This window comes from Bradyrhizobium sp. LTSP885 (assembly GCF_000938305.1).
Classification (GTDB): domain Bacteria; phylum Pseudomonadota; class Alphaproteobacteria; order Rhizobiales; family Xanthobacteraceae; genus Bradyrhizobium.
This window is the reverse complement of sequence record NZ_JYMT01000042.1, coordinates 372,230-389,142: the sequence shown is the minus strand read 5'-3', so window position 1 is coordinate 389,142 and position 16,913 is coordinate 372,230. Positions and strand designations below refer to the sequence as shown.

Here is a 16,913-nt window from a genome sequence, read left to right as displayed (position 1 = left end):
TAGCAACGGAGTACTGGCATCTGGCGGTCCGATAGAAAATCACCTATATTTTGACATCAACCGTGAATAATTTAACCGATGAACTGGGACGATCTCCGCTACTTCTCCGCCCTGGCGTCGACAGGCTCTCTGTCCGCTGCGGCACGGATGCTCGATGTCGAGCACGCAACCGTCGCCCGCCGCATCGCATCGCTGGAAGACGACCTCGGCATTCCGCTCGTCGACCGGCGCGGCCGGCGCTGGACCCTGACGGCCGACGGCGAGCGCGTCGCCACTATCGCGGACAAGATGGAGGCCGATACCCGGGCCGTCCGAAGACTCGTTGATGGTGTGCGCTCTGAATTATCCGGAATCATAACCATCAGTGCGCCGCCAGCCCTTGCCGTCGAGATTCTGACCGCACCACTGGTCGATCTGCAAAATCGTCACCCACGACTGACGATCAGAATCATTGGCGAAGCGCGCACCGCTTCTCTTGAGCGAGGTGAGGCAGATATCGCCATCCGCCTGAGCCGCCCGGAAGACGGAGATCTCACGATCACCAAGCTGGGCGAGATGAATTTTCGGCTTTACGCGAACCCCGAATACCTCACCGCGACCGGGCAAGAGAATTGGCGTTTCATAGGCTATGACGGGCCACCGACTCGCGCCCCACAGCAGGCGGCAATCGAGGATTTTGCAAAAGGGCGATCCTTTTCATTCTATGCCAGCAGCCTCGAAATACAGCAGGCAGCAGCACGGGCCGGTGCCGGTATCGCCGCGTTACCAGACTTCATGGCAACGTCAGATCCGAAGCTGGTCCCGGTTCTCCCGAACGCACAGCTGGTTTCCCGAGACGTATGGCTCGTCGTGCACACCGATTTGAAGCGCACGGCCCCCGTGAGAGTCATCTCACAAATGCTGCGCGAGGTGTTCGCGCGAACGCGCATCGATGCCGATGGCGACCTTTAGCCCCTCTTCGACGCAACTCACCTTCGGGGGTCAACCGACCCCCAGCGCCTTCAGCTTGCGATGCAGCGCCGAGCGCTCCATGCCGACGAACTCCGCGGTGCGCGAGATGTTGCCGGAGAACCGGCTGATCTGGGCGATCAGGTAATCACGCTCGAACACCTCGCGCGCCTCGCGCAACGGCAGGCCCATGATGTGCTCGCCATTGTTGGAGGTCGGCATCGCCGGCACCATCGAGCCGACGTCCTGCGGCAGCATGTCGGCGGTGATGATCGCCTCCGGTCCGCCGCCGGCCAGGATCATGACGCGCTCGACATTGTTGCGGAGCTGACGAACGTTGCCGGGCCAGACATGCGATTGCAGCACGGCCATCGCGTCTTGCCCGATCTGCCGTTTCGGCAGGCCGGTCGTGGCCGAGATCTGGTCCATGAAGTAGTCGATCAGTTCGGGGATGTCCTCGCGCCGCTCCGACAGCGGCGGCACCCGGATCGGGACCACCGAAAGACGGTGGTAGAGGTCTTCGCGGAAATGGCCGGCCGCGATCTCCTCCTCGAGATTGCGCGCGGTCGACGAGATGATGCGGACATCGACATGCACCTTGGCGGTGCCGCCCTGGCGCTGGAAGGTCTGGTCGACCAGCACGCGCAGGATCTTGTTCTGGGTCTCGCGCGGCATGTCGGCGATCTCGTCGATGAACAGCGTGCCGCCATGGGCTTCCTCGAGCGCCCCCGGCTTGCGCTGCTGCTCGCCGTTCGATCCTTCGATGCCGAACAGCTCGACCTCCATCCTCTCCGGCGTGATCGCGGCGGCGTTGATGACCACGAACGGCCCTTCGGAGCGGCCCGAGGCATGGTGGAGGGTACGCGCGGCGAGCTCCTTGCCGGAGCCCGACGGTCCGACGATCAGGATGCGGCTGTTGGCCTTGGCGGCGCGGTCGATGGTCTGGCGAAGCTGGTTCATGCAGGCCGAACGACCGGTAAGAACGCTTGCCGATGGAGCGAGTTGCTTGAGTTCCTTCACCTCCCGCTTGAGCCGTGAGGTCTCCAGCGCCCGGTTCGCGACCAGGATCAGCCGGTCCGACTTGAAGGGCTTTTCGATGAAGTCATAGGCGCCGCGCTTGATCGCGGCGACCGCGGTTTCAATGTTGCCGTGCCCGGAGATCATCACCACAGGCAGATCGGCATGGTCCTTCTTGATCTGCTCGAGCAGCTGCAAGCCGTCGAGCTTGGAGCCTTGCAGCCAGATGTCGAGGAAGACCAGCTGCGGGCGGCGGTTGGCGATCTCGGCCAGCGCGGAATCGCTGTCGCGCGCGGTGCGGGTGCCAAAACCCTCATCGTCCAGGATCCCCGCAACGAGGTCGCGAATGTCAGCCTCGTCGTCGACAATCAGAATGTCACTTGCCATGGGGTTACGCCTGCCTTGTCAATCGCCCGTTGCGGCTTTGATTCTTGGTTCATTGTTGGTCGCTTGTGCCGGGTCGCCGGTCGGCTCCCCCGGCGGATTATTTTCAGCACCCGGTTCGGTCGCGTCCGGTCCGAGCCCGTTGTCGCCAAGCTTGTTGTCACCGGGCTTGTTGTCACCAGGTTTGGCCGCCTCCCCGGTCACGGCAAAGCGCAGCCGCATCCAGGCGCCGCGCTGGCCTTCGCGGAAGTCGGATGCATCCTTGAGTTCGATGCGGCCGCCATGGTCTTCCAGGACGCGGCCGACGATCGCGAGCCCGAGTCCGGTGCCCTTGGCCCGCGTCGTGACATAGGGCTCGAGCAGGCGCGCGCGGGCGACCTTGGGTAGCCCAATGCCGTTGTCGACGACGTCGATGACGATGTCGTCGTTCTCCTGCTGGGCAACGACGTCGATCCGGCCCTTGCCGAGCTCGTCGGCTGGAACCTGCTCGATCGCTTCCGTCGCGTTCTTGATGATGTTGGTCAGCGCCTGCGAGATCAGCCTGCGGTCGAACTGCGCGCGCAGCGGGTCCTGCTTGATGTCGGCTTCGATGTCGAGATCGGGATGGCCGACCTTCATCAGGAACACCGCCTGCTTCACCACGTCGGCGACGTCCTCGCCTTCCATCACCGGCTTGGGCATCCGTGCAAAGCGCGAGAATTCGTCGACCATCCGCCTGATGTCGTCGACCTGACGCACGATGGTGTCGGTGCACTGCTCGAAGATCGACTTGTCCTTTGCGTCGGTGATGGTCTTGCCGAACTTGCGGCGGATGCGCTCGGCGGAGAGCTGGATCGGGGTCAGCGGATTCTTGATCTCGTGGGCGATACGGCGGGCGACGTCACCCCAGGCCGAGGTGCGCTGCGCCGACACCAGATCGGTGATGTCATCGAGCGTGATGATGTAGCTGTCGCGCGCCGGGTTGGTCTGCTCGGCCGAGATCCGCACCGACAGGTTCCGCTCATGGCCGTCGCGGTTGATGGTGATCTGGCCCTGCACCAGCCGCTGGGTGCCGTCGCGCGCGGTCTTCATCATCTCGTCGAGCTCGGGCAGCACGTCCGACAGCGGGTGGTCCAGCGTCTCGGATTCGGCGTGCCCGATCAGCTTCTCGGCCGAGCGGTTGAGGATGCCGACGCTGCCGGACGCATCGACGCCGATAATGCCGGCGCTCGCCGACGACAACACCGCTTCGATGAAACGGCGGCGGCTGTCGATCAGGTCGCTGGCGTTGACGAGCTCGTCGCGCTGGGTGCGCAGCTCCTGCGTCATGTTGTTGAAGGTCTGTCCGAGCTGGGCGAGGTCGCCCTCGGATTTGTCCACGGGGACCTGCACATGCAGGTCGCCGGTCGAGACCTGGTTGGCCGCACTCATGATATTGCGGATCGGCTCGACCAGCCGGTTGGCGAAATTGAGACCGATCAGCACCGAGGCCATCAGGATGGTCAGCGCGATCACCGCGAACATCAGCGCGAACGTGACCTGGATGCCGAGCCGGCGCGATTCCGTCAGGGCATATTCGGCGACACTCGCCTGGGTCTGTTTCAGCTGGCCGATGACGCGCGGATCGAGGACGCGCGCGACATAGAGAAAGGTGTCGGTAAAACCCCGCAGCCGAACCACCGCCGCGACATAATTCTCTTCCGGGAAGACCGATATTTCGGGTTTGTTTTCGGCGACGTTGTCGAGCAATTCCTTCGGCGGAGTCACGAAGTACTGCGTCATTCCGTTGTCGGCGTTCTGCAGAATGTTGCTGTCCTTGTCGAGCAGCATCGCTCCGGTCAGGTTGCGGGCCGCAGCACCCGCCGTCAGCAATTCCTGAAATGTCCGCCGATCCTGGTCGTAGATCACCCGCGCATTGGAGAGGTCGTTGGCCACCGAGAGGATGTCGCCATTGATCAGCTGCGCGTGCTCGTAGGTATAGGCGCGGGCGACGCTCAGCGAATTCTGGATCGCTTCCCGCGTCGGCCCCGAAAACAGCCGGTCGAGGCCACGGTCGAGGGTCACATTGGCGATGATGGCGACCAGCACCGCCGGCAGCACCGCGACGACGGAGAACAAGCTGACGATCTGCACATGCAGCCGGGCTGCGGCCCTGCCCCGCCGCCGGGCCTGGAACACTTTCCAGACCTCGGGGATGATGATCCCGACCAGGAGCAGGATGATGGCTGCGTTGATCAGCAGCAGCGAGTAGACGACGTGCTTTGTCGGCTCGACCGGGGTCAGGCCGCTCAGCACCACGAAGGTGAGGAATGCCGACAGCAGCGCCGTGACCGCCGCAAACGGCGCCAGCCACCTCCGCAGGGGAAAGCCCCGCGGCGCGGCCGGCGACGTGTCTAACGTTGAAACCGTGGTCTCTGCGCTGGTCATTCCGGCGATGAATCTGAGAGCTTTCGTCCCGCTGGATTAGCGGACTGATGCAATCATATCACAATGTTGCCGAATTGCGACATTTCCACGGCGCAAGGACAATGTTCCCAGCACCATTTGCGGCGGTAACCGTGTCCGGCGACCTATCCCCCGCTCCGGTAGACCTGAATATCCAGGTCGCGGATCTTCTTGCGCAGCGTGTTGCGGTTCAGGCCGAGCAGATCGGCGGCCCGGATCTGGTTGCCGCGGGTGGCCGCCAGCGCTGCGGTCAAGAGCGGGACCTCGATCTCCTTGAGGATGCGGTGATAGAGGCCCGGCGGCGGCACGCCGTTCGGGAAGCCGGAGAAGTGCGAGGACAGATAGGCCTCGACCGCGCCGCCCAGATTGTCGACGCCGACCGTGGCGTTGCCGCCGGAGGCGACCGCGGGCGGCGCCAATTCGCCGTCGATCACCGAGGCAGTGATGACGTCTTGTGGATAGAGTGCGGCCAGACGGCGCGCGAGGTTTTCCAGCTCGCGGACGTTGCCCGGCCAGCGATGCTGCTTGAGCCGCTCCAGCGCCTGGGTGTCGAGCTTCTTCGGCGGCAGGCCATCCTTCTCGGCGAGCGAAAAGAAGTGCCTGATCAGATCGGGCAGATCCTCGATGCGCTCGCGCAACGGCGGCAAGCGCAGCGGCACCACGTTGAGGCGGAAGAACAGGTCCTCGCGGAACAGGCCCTGCTGGATCAGGATCCGCAAATCCTTGTTGGAGGCCGCGACGATACGGACGTCGGTCTTGATCGGGGTGCGGCCGCCGACCGTGGTGTATTCGCCCTGCTGCAGCACGCGCAGCAGGCGGGTCTGCGCCTCCATCGGCATGTCGCCGATCTCGTCGAGGAACAGCGTGCCGCCTTCGGCCTGCTCGAAGCGGCCCGAGGCACGGGTGTTGGCGCCGGTGAACGCGCCGCGTTCATGGCCGAACAGTTCTGACTCGATGAGGTCGCGCGGGATCGCCGCCATGTTGACCGCGACGAACGGGCCGTTGCGGCGTTTGCCGTAATCGTGCAGCGCACGGGCGACCAATTCCTTGCCGGTGCCTGACTCACCCGAGATCATCACGGTCAGATCGGTCTGCATCAGCCGCGCCAGCACGCGGTAGATCTCCTGCATCGCCGGCGAGCGACCGACCAGCGGGATCGAATCGAATTCGCCTTCGTCGGCGGTATGGGCCACCCGCTCCTTCGGCTCGGCCAGCGCCCGGCCGACGATGGTGATCAACTCCTTGAGGTCGAATGGCTTTGGCAGATACTCGTAGGCGCCGCGCTCGGAGGCGCGGATCGCGGTCATGAAGGTGTTCTGCGCGCTCATGACGATGACCGGCAGGTTCGGCCGCATCTTCTTGATCCGCGGCAACAGGTCGAATGCGTTCTCGTCCGGCATCACAACGTCGGTGATGACGAGATCGCCCTCGCCCTGGCTGACCCAACGCCACAGCGTGGCGGCATTGCCGGTCAGGCGCACCTCGTAGCCGGCGCGCGAGAGCGCCTGGTTCAGAACGGTCCGGATCGCGGTGTCGTCGTCAGCGACAAGTATGCTACCTGCAGGCATTGGTGGTGTTCCTCATCGTGCATTCTGAGAGGCAGGCGACGGCGTACCCGGAACGTCATCGCGGCTGCTTTGGTCATGTGGTTTGGCGGCGCTGTACATCGGCATCAGCACGCGGAATGTGGTCTTGCGCGGCTGTGACTCGCACTCGATGATGCCACCGTGATCGCCCACGATCTTGGCGACCAGCGCAAGGCCGAGGCCGCTGCCGGTCTGCTTGGTGGTGACGAATGGATCGAACAGATTGGGCAGCAGGTCCTCCGGCACGCCGGAGCCGTTGTCCTTGACGCAGAACTCCAGCGGCAGCGAGACCCGCGACTTCTTGCCGGGCACCGACAGCCGCACGCCCGGACGAAACGCCGTGGTGAGATGGATCTCCGCATCGCTTCCGAGATCGACGACGGCTTCGGCCGCGTTCTTCACCAGATTGAGGAATACCTGGATCAACTGGTCCTGATTGGCCAGCACCGGCGGCAGCGACGGATCGTAATCTTCGATGAAACGGACGTTGCGCGCGAAACCCGATTGCGCCAGGCGCTTGACGTGGTCGAGCACCGAATGGATGTTGACCGGTCCGCGCGCCACCGGCCGGTCGTCGCCGAACACTTCCATGCGGTCGACCAGCGTGACGATGCGATCCGCCTCGTCGCAGATCAGCCGCGTCAACAGCCGGTCCTCGGAGGAGGCCTGCTGCTCCAGCAGTTGGGCTGCGCCGCGGATGCCCGACAGCGGATTCTTGATCTCGTGCGCGAGCATCGCGGCCAGCGCGATCACCGAGCGCGCGGCGCTGCGATGGGTCAGCTGGCGGTCCATCTTGTCGGCGATGGTGCGCTCCTGCAGCATCACGACGATATGGCCGGGACGCTCGGTGAGCGGTGCGACGTGGAGATCGACCTGGCGGTCGCCGCCGATGCGCGGCGTGCCCAGATCGACCTTGTATTCGTTGACCGGCGATCCCGAGCTCCGCACCTGCTCGATCAGCGCGAGAAGAGGGCTGCCGAACGGCACCAGCTCCTTCAGCGACTGCCGGCGCAGGAACTGGGTCGAGATCTCGAAGAAGGATTCGGCGGCGATGTTGGCATCGACGATCCGTCCGTCGGGCGCCACCAGCAGCACCGGATTGGGCAGTGCATTGAGGATCGCCTCACCGTCGGTGGGCACGGGCCGGCGATGTTCCGCGGCTAACGTCATGCGGCAGCACTCCAGGCAAAGTCATCGTAGGCATGCTCGAGCGACCGGTGCACGCTGGACGGCTCGTCTGATGTCAGGATCTTCTGCCGCCAGCCCTTCAACGTCGCGGCCGGCGCGCAGCTATAGGCGGCAGCGCTCTCGAGCGCCCAGCCGAGATGCTTGCGCGCATGCCTGAGCCCGATGCGCAGGCCATAGTGGCTGCAGACCTCGTCATAGAGCACGCGGATATGGTTGAGCTGCACCGCGAGATCAGGCGCAGCTTCGACGATGCCCGTCTCCAGGCGCCGGCCGATCTGGCCGGGCAACCAGGGCTGTCCCTGCGCGCCACGGCCGATCATGACGGCGTCGGCGCCCGATTTATCGAGCGCGGCGACGGCCTTGTCGAATGAGGTGATGTCGCCGTTGACGACCACGGGGATCGCGACCGCATCCTTCACGGCGCGCACCGCAGTCCAGTCCGCCTCGCCCTTGTAGAACTGGCAGCGGGTACGGCCATGCACGGTGATCATCTGCACGCCGGCGGCCTCGGCGCGGCGGGCCAAGTCCGGTGCATTCAGCAATCGTTCGTCCCAGCCGAGCCGCATCTTCAGCGTCACCGGCACCTTCACTGCTGATATCGTTGCCTCGATCAGAGTCACGGCATGGTCGAGGTCGCGCATCAGCGCGGAGCCCGACTGGCCCCCGGTCACGTGGCGTGCCGGACAGCCCATGTTGATGTCGATGATGTCAGCGCCGGCGCCTTCGGCGATCCGTGCTCCCTCAGCCATCCAGCGGGTCTCGCAGCCCGCGAGCTGGACCACATGCGGCCCGATTCCTGCCGCTTCGCAGCGCAGCTTTGACATCGGCCTGCCGTTCACCAGATCGTCGCTGGCGGTCATCTCCGAGACGACCAGACCCGCGCCGAGCATCGCTGCAAGTCGCCGGAAAGGCGCGTCGGTCACGCCGGACATGGGCGCGAGGAGAACCCGATTGGCGACAGCAATATCGCCTATCTTCAATGGGTTATGGGAAACACTTTGCACGCCGGTCACGGACATCTCGTCGTTCTGTCGACCACGCTATCGCAGCCGACGCCGTACTTCTTACGCACAAATCTTGTGCAGTCAAGCTTCATGCCTACAGTTTAGACAGTTCTACCATTTGTGCAAGTGCAGTGCAACAAAATCTGCTTTTCCCACAGTCATCTGGAAATGCTCTGTTCTTGCACAGCGGTCATGGTAAGTGGCTGTGCGCGGCTGCCCCGCCGCCCTTTCCTCATCCCCGATTCGTCTGACACTGGTTCAAAATGCCGAAGCCTGAGCGCACCGCAGCCATTCTTGTCGCAGCTGGGCGCGGACTGCGCGCTGGCGCGGGTGGGCCGAAGCAATACCGGACGATCGGCGGACAGACGGTGATCTACCGTGCCATGGAGGCTTTCTCCGGGCATCCGGACGTGTTTGCCGTGCAGCCCGTGGTCAATCCGGATGACACCGCGCTGTTCCAGGACGCCGTTGCCGGCCTCCGGCATCAGCCGCCCACCCCAGGTGGCGCGACCCGCCAGGCTTCAGTACATGCCGGGCTTGAGGCGCTCGCGACCGAGAAGCCGGACATCGTGCTGATCCACGACGCCGCCCGCCCCTTCGTCACCCCTGCGGTGATCTCGCGCGCGATATCGGCCGCCGGTCGCACCGGCGCCGCGATCCCCGTGATCCCCGTCACCGACACGATCAAGGTCGCAGGCGCGACCGGCGACGTCGAGGCGACCCCGGACCGTGCCCGCCTGCGGATCGCGCAGACGCCGCAGGCCTTTCGCTTTGACGTGATCCTGGAGGCGCATCGCCGTGCGGCGCGCGAGGGCCGCAGCGATTTCACCGACGACGCGGCGCTGGCGGAATGGGCGGGATTGACGGTTGCGACATTTGAAGGTGACTCTGCCAACATGAAACTCACCACCCCTGAAGACTTCGTGCGCGAGGAAGCGCGGCTGGCAAGCCAGCTCGGCGACATCAGGACCGGCACCGGCTACGACGTGCACGCCTTCGGCGACGGCGACCATGTCATGATCTGCGGCGTGCGCGTTCCGCACACGAGGGGCTTCCTGGCCCATTCCGACGGCGACGTCGGACTGCATGCGCTGGTCGACGCCATCCTCGGCGCGCTGGCCGACGGCGATATCGGTTCGCACTTCCCGCCGAGTGACAGCAAATGGAAGGGCGCCTCCTCCGACCAGTTCCTCAAATACGCCGTCGAGCGCGTCACTGCGCGCGGCGGGCGCATCGCCAATCTCGAAGTGACGATGATCTGCGAGCGACCCAAGATCGGCCCGCTGCGCGACACCATGCGGGCCAGGATCGCGGAGATCTCCGGCGTCCACATCTCGCGCGTGGCGGTCAAGGCAACCACCAGCGAGCGGCTCGGCTTCACCGGCCGCGAGGAAGGCATCGCGGCGACCGCGAGCGCGACCATCCGTCTTCCTTGGGATGATAAAGGTTGGGACGACAAAGGCCGGAGCGCATAACATGGGCGGGAGCGACGCGCGTGCCCTCTCCCGCTCGCTGCTCGACCTGTGCCGAATGCGCAAGCTGACCATCGCGACTGCCGAATCCTGCACCGGCGGCCTCGTCGCGGGCGCACTGACCGATATTCCCGGCTCGTCCGACGTGATCGACCGGGGTTTTGTCACGTATTCGAACGAGGCCAAACGGGCGATGCTCGGCGTCAAGGCGGCAACGCTCGAGACCTTCGGCGCGGTCAGCAAGGAAACCGCGACCGCGATGGCGGTCGGCGCGCTGGAAAAAGCCGGCGTCGACCTTGCAGTCTCAATTACCGGTATCGCGGGCCCGGGCGGCGCCACGCCGGGCAAACCGGTGGGATTGGTCCACTTTGCCGTCGCATCGCGCGACGGCCGCATCATCCACCGCGAGCAGCGGTTTGGCGCGATCGGCCGCAGCACCGTACGCCAGCGCTCGGTGGTCGAGGCCCTGCGCATGCTGATCGAGCTGGCGCGTCCTCCGCAGGCCACCAAGCCTCGCCGCGAAGCTGTCAGCCGGTTGCGGCCGCGGGTTGCCCGTTCGCCGCGAAGCCACGCCGTGAAACGCCGGCGGACGCCGCGGGGATGAGTCGCGCTATGTGACGGCCGGCTTCCTGTAGACCTGATCCGCGCGCTTCTCGAACGCCGAGGCAAATCGTGAAAATGCGGCGTCGAACATCGAGCCCATCAGCATCGCCAGCATCCGGCTCTTGAATTCATAGGCGAGGTAGAATCCGACATCGCAATCGGTCTCCGACTTCGGCTCGAAGGTCCAGCGGTTCTCGAGATTGCTGAAGGGGCCGCTCAGATACTCGACCAGGATCTTCAGATTGGGCCGGTCGAGCGTCACCTTGCTGGTGAAGGTTTCCCGCACCAGCTTGAACGACACGGTCATGTCGGCGACCACGGTTTCGGTGCCATCGTCCCTCGGCGTGCGCTGGCGGATCTTCAGCGACTGGCACAGCGGCACGAATTCCGGATAGCGCTCGACGTTGGCGACCAGATCGAACATTTGCGGCGCGGTGTGGTGAACCCGCCGCTTGCTTTGGAATCGCGGCATCAGTGGATACTCGCACGATTCTGCTGGCGCGCGAGGTCCTTCAGATAAGCGCCCGCCTGGGCTCGATCGGTAAAACACACCAGCGATTGATCGGCGCGCAGGCCTTGAAAATAGTCCAAAAGCTTGGGTCTCTGCTGTTGTCGATAGGTCCAGACGTAGCGGAAGAATTCGAGGTCGATCTTCTCGGGACAGCCTTCCGCCATCTCCGGGCGGACCTGGCCATAGCTCCCCGCGATCCGCCGGAGAATTCCGAACATGTAGGTCGACCGCGGCAGGTCGAACCAGATGATCGTATCCGCGAGCTGCCGGCGCAACTCGCCTGCGCCGTGCGTCGTGAAGTTTCCGTCCATGATCCAGCGCGGCTGCTGCACCGCTTCGGTCATGCGGCGCTGGAATTCCTCCCGCTCGGATTCGACCCAGCCGGGCTTCCAGAACAGCGCATCGATCGACACGGTCGGAATGCCGGTGATATCGGAAAGCCCCCGCGCAAACGTCGACTTGCCGGACCCTGACGATCCCATCACCAGAACGCGTTGCATCGATGTAACCCGGGGATCTAGCGGCCGCGGGCCACGCGCGCCGCCTGCAGCTTGGCGAAATCCTCGCCGGCATGATGCGACGAGCGGGTCAACGGGCTCGCCGACACCATCAGAAAGCCCTTGGTGTAGGCGACGCGCTCATAGCCCGCGAATTCGTCCGGCGTCACATAACTCATCACGGCATGGTGCTTGCGGGTCGGCTGCAGATACTGGCCGATGGTGAGGAAATCGACATCGGCCGAGCGCAGATCGTCCATCATCTGCAACACCTCGTGCCGCTCCTCGCCGAGGCCGACCATGATGCCTGACTTGGTGAAGATGGTCGGGTCGATCTCCTTGACCCGCTGCAACAGCCGGATCGAGTGGAAGTAGCGGGCGCCGGGACGAACCACCAGATAGCGCGACGGCACGGTTTCCAGATTGTGGTTGAACACGTCGGGCTTGGCCGCGACCACGCGCTCCAGCGCGCCGTCCTTGCGCAGGAAGTCCGGCGTCAGGATCTCGATCGTGGTGGTCGGGCAGCGCGCGCGGATGGCACGGATGGTCTGTGCAAAATGCTCCGCGCCGCCATCGGCGAGATCGTCGCGGTCGACCGAGGTGATGACGATGTGGGCGAGCCCCAGCTTGAAGGTCGCTTCGGCGACATGCTCCGGCTCGGCAAGGTCGAGCGCGCCGGGCATGCCGGTCTTGACGTTGCAGAACGCGCAGGCCCGCGTGCAGGTGTCCCCCATGATCATGAAGGTGGCGTGCTTCTTGTCCCAGCATTCGCCGATATTCGGGCAGCCTGCTTCCTCGCAGACCGTGACGAGGCCGTTCTCCTTCACGATCTTGCGCGTGTCGGCATAGCCGCGCGTGTTCGGCGCGCGGACCCGTATCCAGTCCGGCTTCGGCGGCGAGACGGCGTCGGGCCGGTTCACCTTTTCGGGGTGCCGCGGGCGCAACGGGGTCGTGGAAATGGTATCGACGATGGTGACCATAGGTGCCTGCAAGTCGCGAGAGAGCTTAGCTAATCCGTGTTGGCGCGGCCTGCAACCCGGCTGTCAAACTCTAGCAGAGTGTGCACATTATTGGCACCCTCGTACCTGTTCCATTCCGATTCCCACCTCAAAATGGCTCAAAAACCCAAATCGACCGCGCCACGCCTCGGCAAGCCGCTGAAACGGTCCTTCTTCGACCGCAGCGTCCACGAGGTCGCGCCCGACCTGATCGGCACGACGTTGCTGGTCGACGGCGTCGGGGGCCTCATCGTCGAGGTCGAGGCCTATCATCACAGCGAGCCAGCCGCCCATTCGTACCGCGGACCGACGCCGCGCAACCAGGTGATGTTCGGCCCGCCGGGCTTTTCCTATGTCTACCGCTCCTATGGTATCCATTGGTGCGTCAACTTCGTCTGCGAGAAGGCCGGCTCCGCCAGCGCCGTGCTGATCCGCGCGCTGGAGCCGACCCACGGCCTAGCCGCGATGCGCCGGCGGCGCGGGCTCGGCGACGAGCACGCGTTGTGCTCCGGCCCCGGCAAGCTCTGCGAGGCGCTCGGCATCACGATTGCCCACAGCGAATTGCCGCTCGACCGTCTGCCGTATGCGCTCTATGCGCGCACCGAGACGCCCGAGATCGCCACGGGGGTGCGGATCGGCCTCACCAAAGCCGTCGACCTGCCCTGGCGCTACGGCGTGAAGGGGTCCAAGTTTCTCAGCAAGAAGTTTGCGTCCACCTAGAGCGGTTTCAAGCGACGTGGATGCCGGTTCGCGTGAAGAAAGCGCGTCAAAACATCTAGAGCTGATGGCGGAGCGGCTGCGCGCTGGAAGGCGGGGTCGTGGGCATCGCAACCAGCTTGCGCAGCTCCGCGACGTGCCTTGGCTGCGGGATCAGCACCGACGAAACGCTCTCGGGATCGTAGAGCCGCAGGTAGAAATGACCGATACCGGCTAACCCGAGCAGGAGGTTCGGCGTCTCGCCGCCGCCCGGCACGCCGCAAGGCCAGGGCAGGTCCTTGCGGCGATAGGTTTCGATGCCGTAGCGCCCGACGCCTTCAGCAACGGCGCGTGCGGTCGGATCATCGAGCAATTGCGCGGCGGTGACGAACAACTCGGCATTGCCGGCGCGGCCATGGCACAGCGTGAAATCGAATTGCGAACCGACATTCGGGTCGGCCAGCGTCCGCATCGTCGCGCGCATCGCAGCCTCGGCCTCGCCGCGCATCGTCGGATCACCGGTCAATTGATAGCCGCGCAGCCGCGACAGGCCAATGCCCGGCGCGCCATGGCACCAGGCCATCATAAAGCCCGGCTGACCGGCCGGCGTCGGGATGTCGGCGCGAAAGTCGGGCCAGTTCTGATGGGTCTTGCTGAACCACTGCCGCTCATAGGCAAAGCCGCGCTCGGCCGCGTCGCGAAAGCGCGCCTCGCCGGTCACCGCGGACAATTCCAGCAACGCCCAGGCGATGCCCGCGGCACCGTGCGAGAAGCCTGTCAGATTGCGCTCGGCGTGCCCTGCAGGGCCGCCCCATGACCAGCCGCCCTCGCCTCGTTTGGCGCGCGCCACGAGCCGTTCGCCGAGCCGGCGCGCGATCGTCACGAGGTCGTGCCTTGCCAGGTGCCGCAGATCGATCAGCGCGACAATGGCGCCGGCCGCACCAGCGAGCACATCCAGCGTGACATCGTCATCCTCGCCGGCCGTCGCTTCGACAAGCATGTCGCAGGCCCTGTCGATCAGGGCCTGGTCTTCGAAGGTTTCGCCGGCGATCGCCGTCGCATAGGCGATGCCGGTCGATCCGGTGTAGAGCCCAAGACGCAGCGCTGTCGGGATCTTCTGTGCATGCGCATGAGCATGTGCGAGGGCTCCGAGCGCGGTGGCGCGCAACGCGGGATCGGGTGTCAGGCTGTACAGCCTCGCCAGGAACAGCGCGATGCCACTGGTGCCGCCATAGAGATCGGCGCCGAGCGAGCGATGAGCTACGTTCCAGCCCCCGTCGATGAACTCCATGGAGTCGCCGAGCCAGTTGCAGCGCCCGCCGGCCCAAAGCGCGTCGCGGCACAGACGGCGGCCGAGATGCGCCGCAACCTCGAGAAAGGCTTCGTCGCGCGAGGTCGTCATGCTGCCCGCAGCTCCTCGAAATCATATGGGTCGGCCGAGCCGATGTTGAGATATGGGCGTTCGAGCGACAACCCCGCGGCTGCAAACGCTTCGGCGATCTCGCGGAGGCGTACTTCGCCGGCCTCGTGCCCGCGCTGATGTGCGCGACAGACCGCCTCCGCCATCAACCGGCAGCGGTGCATGCCAAAGCTTTCGCCGGTGCGCGGATCCTCGGCAAAGCCGAGGCCGTCGGCGAGCGGCTTTGAGAACAGCGGTGTTGCCGGCTTCAGTTCCTGACGCACGGCGGCATGAATCTCGGGCGCGAGCAGCGTGATGATGCGATGGTGCCGCCGCGCCACGTAAAGAACAGCCGCATCGGTGCGGTCATACTGCGAGGGCAGCCGCAGGCATTTGAAGCGGAACGGAACCGCGAAGCGGTTCAGCGCCGCAGCGATCGCGCCGACCAGCCGCGGAGCGCCCTGCACGGTGGTGTTCCAGTAGAACCGCACCACGCCAAAATCTTCCTGCTGATCGGCCAGCGTCTCGCCGAACGCGAAATAGAAGCCCGGTTGCGACAGCAGCGACTCGCGGGGGGCGAACAGGCTGATCTCGGCGCCAGGCTGCGGCGGCACGCCGGGCGCACCATGCGCATGAAACTCACCAGGCCACGCCATGCGCGTCATCGCGCCCTTGACCGCGACGATCTGGCCATTCGGCAAGGTTTGTTTCAATTGCCACCCGGCGTCCCAGCGATCGCGGCTACCATTCGCGACCGAGAGCGCCGGCGCCAGGTCATCGCTGGCCAACGGCACCGCGAGACGATCCGGCGCGGCGCCATTGAAGCGGCGGCAGTAGCAATACTCGTAAAACAGAGACTGCAACTGAGCGACCAGAGGTGTGCCGTCCGGCACACCCGTTGGCGCCGCTGCCGCAGCGGCGTGCGGTGCCGTGCGCCCGGCGAACGTAACGAGGCCTGGCACCGGGAACGCCACCGCCTGCACGATCGCCGTCAACTCAACTTCCAATGCCTGCTGCATTCACAATCCCAGAAGCTGCGTGGCGGCGCGCTTCGGCTCCTTCAGGATGTTGAGGCTGACCTGAAGCAGCGCCAGCGCGCTGGGTGAGATCTGCGCCGAATACTGCATCGCTTCATAGGCGGTCTGAATCATGCGCGCGGCGCCGTATTTGACGCTGCGCATCAGCATGGTGTCGGCTGCCGCGGATTCGAGCCTCAGCTCGGCGACATACGCCGCCCAGAACGCGCGGATCGACGGCTGCATGCCCGCGATCGGATGCGGCGCGCTCTGCTCGACGGTGGTCAGCGGCACATCGGCATGGAACTGCATCGTCAGGATCCAGAAGCAGATATAGGCCTGCAGCATTCCGCCGACATCCCAGGCGGGATCGCCAATATCGGCAAGCTCCCAGTCGACGATCCGTCCGTCCAGCTTGCCGTCGTTGGAACGACACGGATAGACCACGCAGTTCTCCCATTTCAGATCGCCATGCACCAGCCGTTCGCACCGCCAGTCGCCGCGCATCTCGTCGAGCGTGCGCTGGAAATCCGGATAGTCCTGGAGGATCTGCAACAGCTTGCTGCTGGCGCCGTTGAGCGCGCCGAACGTGCCCAGTTGGTGGCTGGACAGCGCCCATGGCGGCTGGCGATGAAACAGCGAGGCTTCAGGGCGTCCCTCCAGCGGCGGCAATGACTCGCGATGCAGCCGGCCGAGCTGTCCGCCGAACAATCGCGCCACATCCACCGGAAAGGCGTTGAGCCGTCGGTGATGTTCCATCAGCGACTCGGCGCTCGGAAGCAGTCCGGTCACCAGGATATGGCGTTGCCGGTCGTAGAGCAGATCACGCGGCACGATCGCCGCGAGCGCGGACAATTCCGGCACCTCGCGCGCGAGCTGGTAACAGCCCGCCTCGGCCGCGAGCGTTGCGACGGTCGGTGGGTCGAAGGTCTGGATCTGCTTGATGAAGAAGCCCTGCTCGGCTCCCCGCAGCACCTTGAAGTTTCGATTTCGCCGCGTGCTGTCGGCAACCGTGAGGTCGTCATTGACCACCGTGCCATAGCTGAGCAGGCCCTGATCGAGCAGATAGTGAACGACGTTGCTTCGCGACAGGATCATGCGGGGGCCGTGCGCGCCTGAGCAGGACTGTTGAGGCCTCATGGCGATGTCCGTCGGCGCAGCAGGCGCCAG

The 16,913-nt window shown here is 65.0% G+C and carries 15 protein-coding genes; 4 read left to right on the top strand and 11 right to left on the bottom strand.

From position 1 onward, the window contains the following. The first annotated feature begins 78 nt into the window (after positions 1-78). A complete protein-coding gene (locus UP09_RS30825; protein WP_044542100.1) occupies positions 79-951 on the top strand; it encodes a LysR family transcriptional regulator in 873 nt (290 codons plus the stop codon). A 30-nt stretch (positions 952-981) separates the two neighbouring features. Here the strand turns inward: UP09_RS30825 and ntrX are convergent, their stop codons facing one another. The 5 genes from ntrX to dusB form a co-directional block, all read right to left on the bottom strand. Continuing rightward, on the bottom strand, positions 982-2,352 hold the full coding sequence (gene ntrX / locus UP09_RS30820) for a nitrogen assimilation response regulator NtrX (protein ID WP_044542099.1): 1,371 nt from the start codon (positions 2,350-2,352) through the stop codon (positions 982-984). Positions 2,353-2,370: 18 nt separating this feature from the next. After that, positions 2,371-4,755 carry a sensor histidine kinase NtrY-like gene (locus UP09_RS30815; RefSeq protein WP_044542098.1) on the bottom strand — a complete coding sequence of 795 codons (2,385 nt, stop codon included), beginning with the start codon at positions 4,753-4,755 and terminating at the stop codon, positions 2,371-2,373. A 143-nt stretch (positions 4,756-4,898) separates the two neighbouring features. After that, the gene (ntrC, locus tag UP09_RS30810) at positions 4,899-6,341 is read right to left on the bottom strand and encodes a nitrogen regulation protein NR(I) (protein WP_044542097.1); all 1,443 of its coding nucleotides are present in this window, start codon (positions 6,339-6,341) and stop codon (positions 4,899-4,901) included. Positions 6,342-6,353: 12 nt separating this feature from the next. Further along, positions 6,354-7,529 carry a two-component system sensor histidine kinase NtrB gene (locus UP09_RS30805; RefSeq protein ID WP_044542096.1) on the bottom strand — a complete coding sequence of 392 codons (1,176 nt, stop codon included), beginning with the start codon at positions 7,527-7,529 and terminating at the stop codon, positions 6,354-6,356. Beyond that, positions 7,526-8,566: a tRNA dihydrouridine synthase DusB gene (gene dusB, locus UP09_RS30800; protein ID WP_082070352.1), complete on the bottom strand. Its 1,041-nt coding sequence runs from the start codon at positions 8,564-8,566 to the stop codon at positions 7,526-7,528. Before dusB ends, UP09_RS30805 begins: the two co-directional genes overlap by 4 nt. A gap of 248 nt (positions 8,567-8,814) precedes the next feature. Between dusB and UP09_RS30795 the strand changes: the two genes are divergently transcribed. Beyond that, positions 8,815-10,026 (top strand): bifunctional 2-C-methyl-D-erythritol 4-phosphate cytidylyltransferase/2-C-methyl-D-erythritol 2,4-cyclodiphosphate synthase, encoded by a 1,212-nt coding sequence (locus tag UP09_RS30795; RefSeq protein ID WP_044542094.1) that lies wholly within the window; start codon positions 8,815-8,817, stop codon positions 10,024-10,026. 1 nt (position 10,027) lies between these two features. Then, positions 10,028-10,627: a CinA family protein gene (locus tag UP09_RS30790; protein WP_044542093.1), complete on the top strand. Its 600-nt coding sequence runs from the start codon at positions 10,028-10,030 to the stop codon at positions 10,625-10,627. Between the two features lie 6 nt (positions 10,628-10,633). Here UP09_RS30790 and UP09_RS30785 read toward each other — a convergent pair whose 3' ends face one another. From UP09_RS30785 to lipA, 3 genes are read right to left on the bottom strand one after another with little or no spacing between them, the layout of a single operon-like run. Beyond that, positions 10,634-11,098, bottom strand: coding sequence for a type II toxin-antitoxin system RatA family toxin (locus UP09_RS30785; RefSeq protein ID WP_044542092.1), 465 nt, complete (start codon positions 11,096-11,098; stop codon positions 10,634-10,636). Then, positions 11,098-11,637 carry a P-loop NTPase family protein gene (locus UP09_RS30780; protein WP_044542091.1) on the bottom strand — a complete coding sequence of 180 codons (540 nt, stop codon included), beginning with the start codon at positions 11,635-11,637 and terminating at the stop codon, positions 11,098-11,100. The genes UP09_RS30785 and UP09_RS30780 overlap by 1 nt, the downstream gene beginning before the upstream one ends. 17 nt (positions 11,638-11,654) lie before the next feature. Continuing rightward, a complete protein-coding gene (gene lipA, locus UP09_RS30775) occupies positions 11,655-12,614 on the bottom strand; it encodes a lipoyl synthase (protein ID WP_044542090.1) in 960 nt (319 codons plus the stop codon). A 132-nt stretch (positions 12,615-12,746) separates the two neighbouring features. Here lipA and UP09_RS30770 point away from each other — a divergent pair, with 132 nt between their 5' ends. Next, positions 12,747-13,352, top strand: coding sequence for a DNA-3-methyladenine glycosylase (locus UP09_RS30770; protein WP_044542089.1), 606 nt, complete (start codon positions 12,747-12,749; stop codon positions 13,350-13,352). 55 nt (positions 13,353-13,407) lie between these two features. On the opposite strand, the gene UP09_RS30765 is transcribed toward UP09_RS30770, so the two are convergent. The 3 genes from UP09_RS30765 to UP09_RS30755 are packed head-to-tail and all read right to left on the bottom strand — an operon-like array spanning position 13,408 to position 16,883. Further along, the gene (locus tag UP09_RS30765) at positions 13,408-14,730 is read right to left on the bottom strand and encodes a lanthionine synthetase LanC family protein (RefSeq protein WP_044542088.1); all 1,323 of its coding nucleotides are present in this window, start codon (positions 14,728-14,730) and stop codon (positions 13,408-13,410) included. Continuing rightward, positions 14,727-15,746: a T3SS effector HopA1 family protein gene (locus UP09_RS30760; protein ID WP_044542087.1), complete on the bottom strand. Its 1,020-nt coding sequence runs from the start codon at positions 15,744-15,746 to the stop codon at positions 14,727-14,729. The genes UP09_RS30765 and UP09_RS30760 overlap by 4 nt, the downstream gene beginning before the upstream one ends. Next, positions 15,747-16,883: a phosphotransferase gene (locus UP09_RS30755; protein WP_082070351.1), complete on the bottom strand. Its 1,137-nt coding sequence runs from the start codon at positions 16,881-16,883 to the stop codon at positions 15,747-15,749. Positions 16,884-16,913: the final 30 nt, after the last annotated feature.

Excerpts from the sequence above, each read along its gene's own strand:
- UP09_RS30785 (WP_044542092.1), bottom strand. The coding sequence starts at position 11,098 with ATGCCGCGATTCCAAAGCAAGCGGCGGGTTCACCACACCGCGCCGCAA.
- UP09_RS30825 (WP_044542100.1), top strand. The coding sequence starts at position 79 with ATGAACTGGGACGATCTCCGCTACTTCTCCGCCCTGGCGTCGACAGGC.
- dusB (WP_082070352.1), bottom strand. The coding sequence starts at position 8,566 with ATGTCCGTGACCGGCGTGCAAAGTGTTTCCCATAACCCATTGAAGATA.
- UP09_RS30790 (WP_044542093.1), top strand. The coding sequence starts at position 10,028 with ATGGGCGGGAGCGACGCGCGTGCCCTCTCCCGCTCGCTGCTCGACCTG.
- UP09_RS30770 (WP_044542089.1), top strand. The coding sequence starts at position 12,747 with ATGGCTCAAAAACCCAAATCGACCGCGCCACGCCTCGGCAAGCCGCTG.
- UP09_RS30755 (WP_082070351.1), bottom strand. The coding sequence starts at position 16,883 with ATGAGGCCTCAACAGTCCTGCTCAGGCGCGCACGGCCCCCGCATGATC.
- UP09_RS30805 (WP_044542096.1), bottom strand. The coding sequence starts at position 7,529 with ATGACGTTAGCCGCGGAACATCGCCGGCCCGTGCCCACCGACGGTGAG.
- UP09_RS30760 (WP_044542087.1), bottom strand. The coding sequence starts at position 15,746 with ATGCAGCAGGCATTGGAAGTTGAGTTGACGGCGATCGTGCAGGCGGTG.
- UP09_RS30765 (WP_044542088.1), bottom strand. The coding sequence starts at position 14,730 with ATGACGACCTCGCGCGACGAAGCCTTTCTCGAGGTTGCGGCGCATCTC.
- UP09_RS30780 (WP_044542091.1), bottom strand. The coding sequence starts at position 11,637 with ATGCAACGCGTTCTGGTGATGGGATCGTCAGGGTCCGGCAAGTCGACG.
- lipA (WP_044542090.1), bottom strand. The coding sequence starts at position 12,614 with ATGGTCACCATCGTCGATACCATTTCCACGACCCCGTTGCGCCCGCGG.
- ntrC (WP_044542097.1), bottom strand. The coding sequence starts at position 6,341 with ATGCCTGCAGGTAGCATACTTGTCGCTGACGACGACACCGCGATCCGG.
- UP09_RS30815 (WP_044542098.1), bottom strand. The coding sequence starts at position 4,755 with ATGACCAGCGCAGAGACCACGGTTTCAACGTTAGACACGTCGCCGGCC.
- ntrX (WP_044542099.1), bottom strand. The coding sequence starts at position 2,352 with ATGGCAAGTGACATTCTGATTGTCGACGACGAGGCTGACATTCGCGAC.
- UP09_RS30795 (WP_044542094.1), top strand. The coding sequence starts at position 8,815 with ATGCCGAAGCCTGAGCGCACCGCAGCCATTCTTGTCGCAGCTGGGCGC.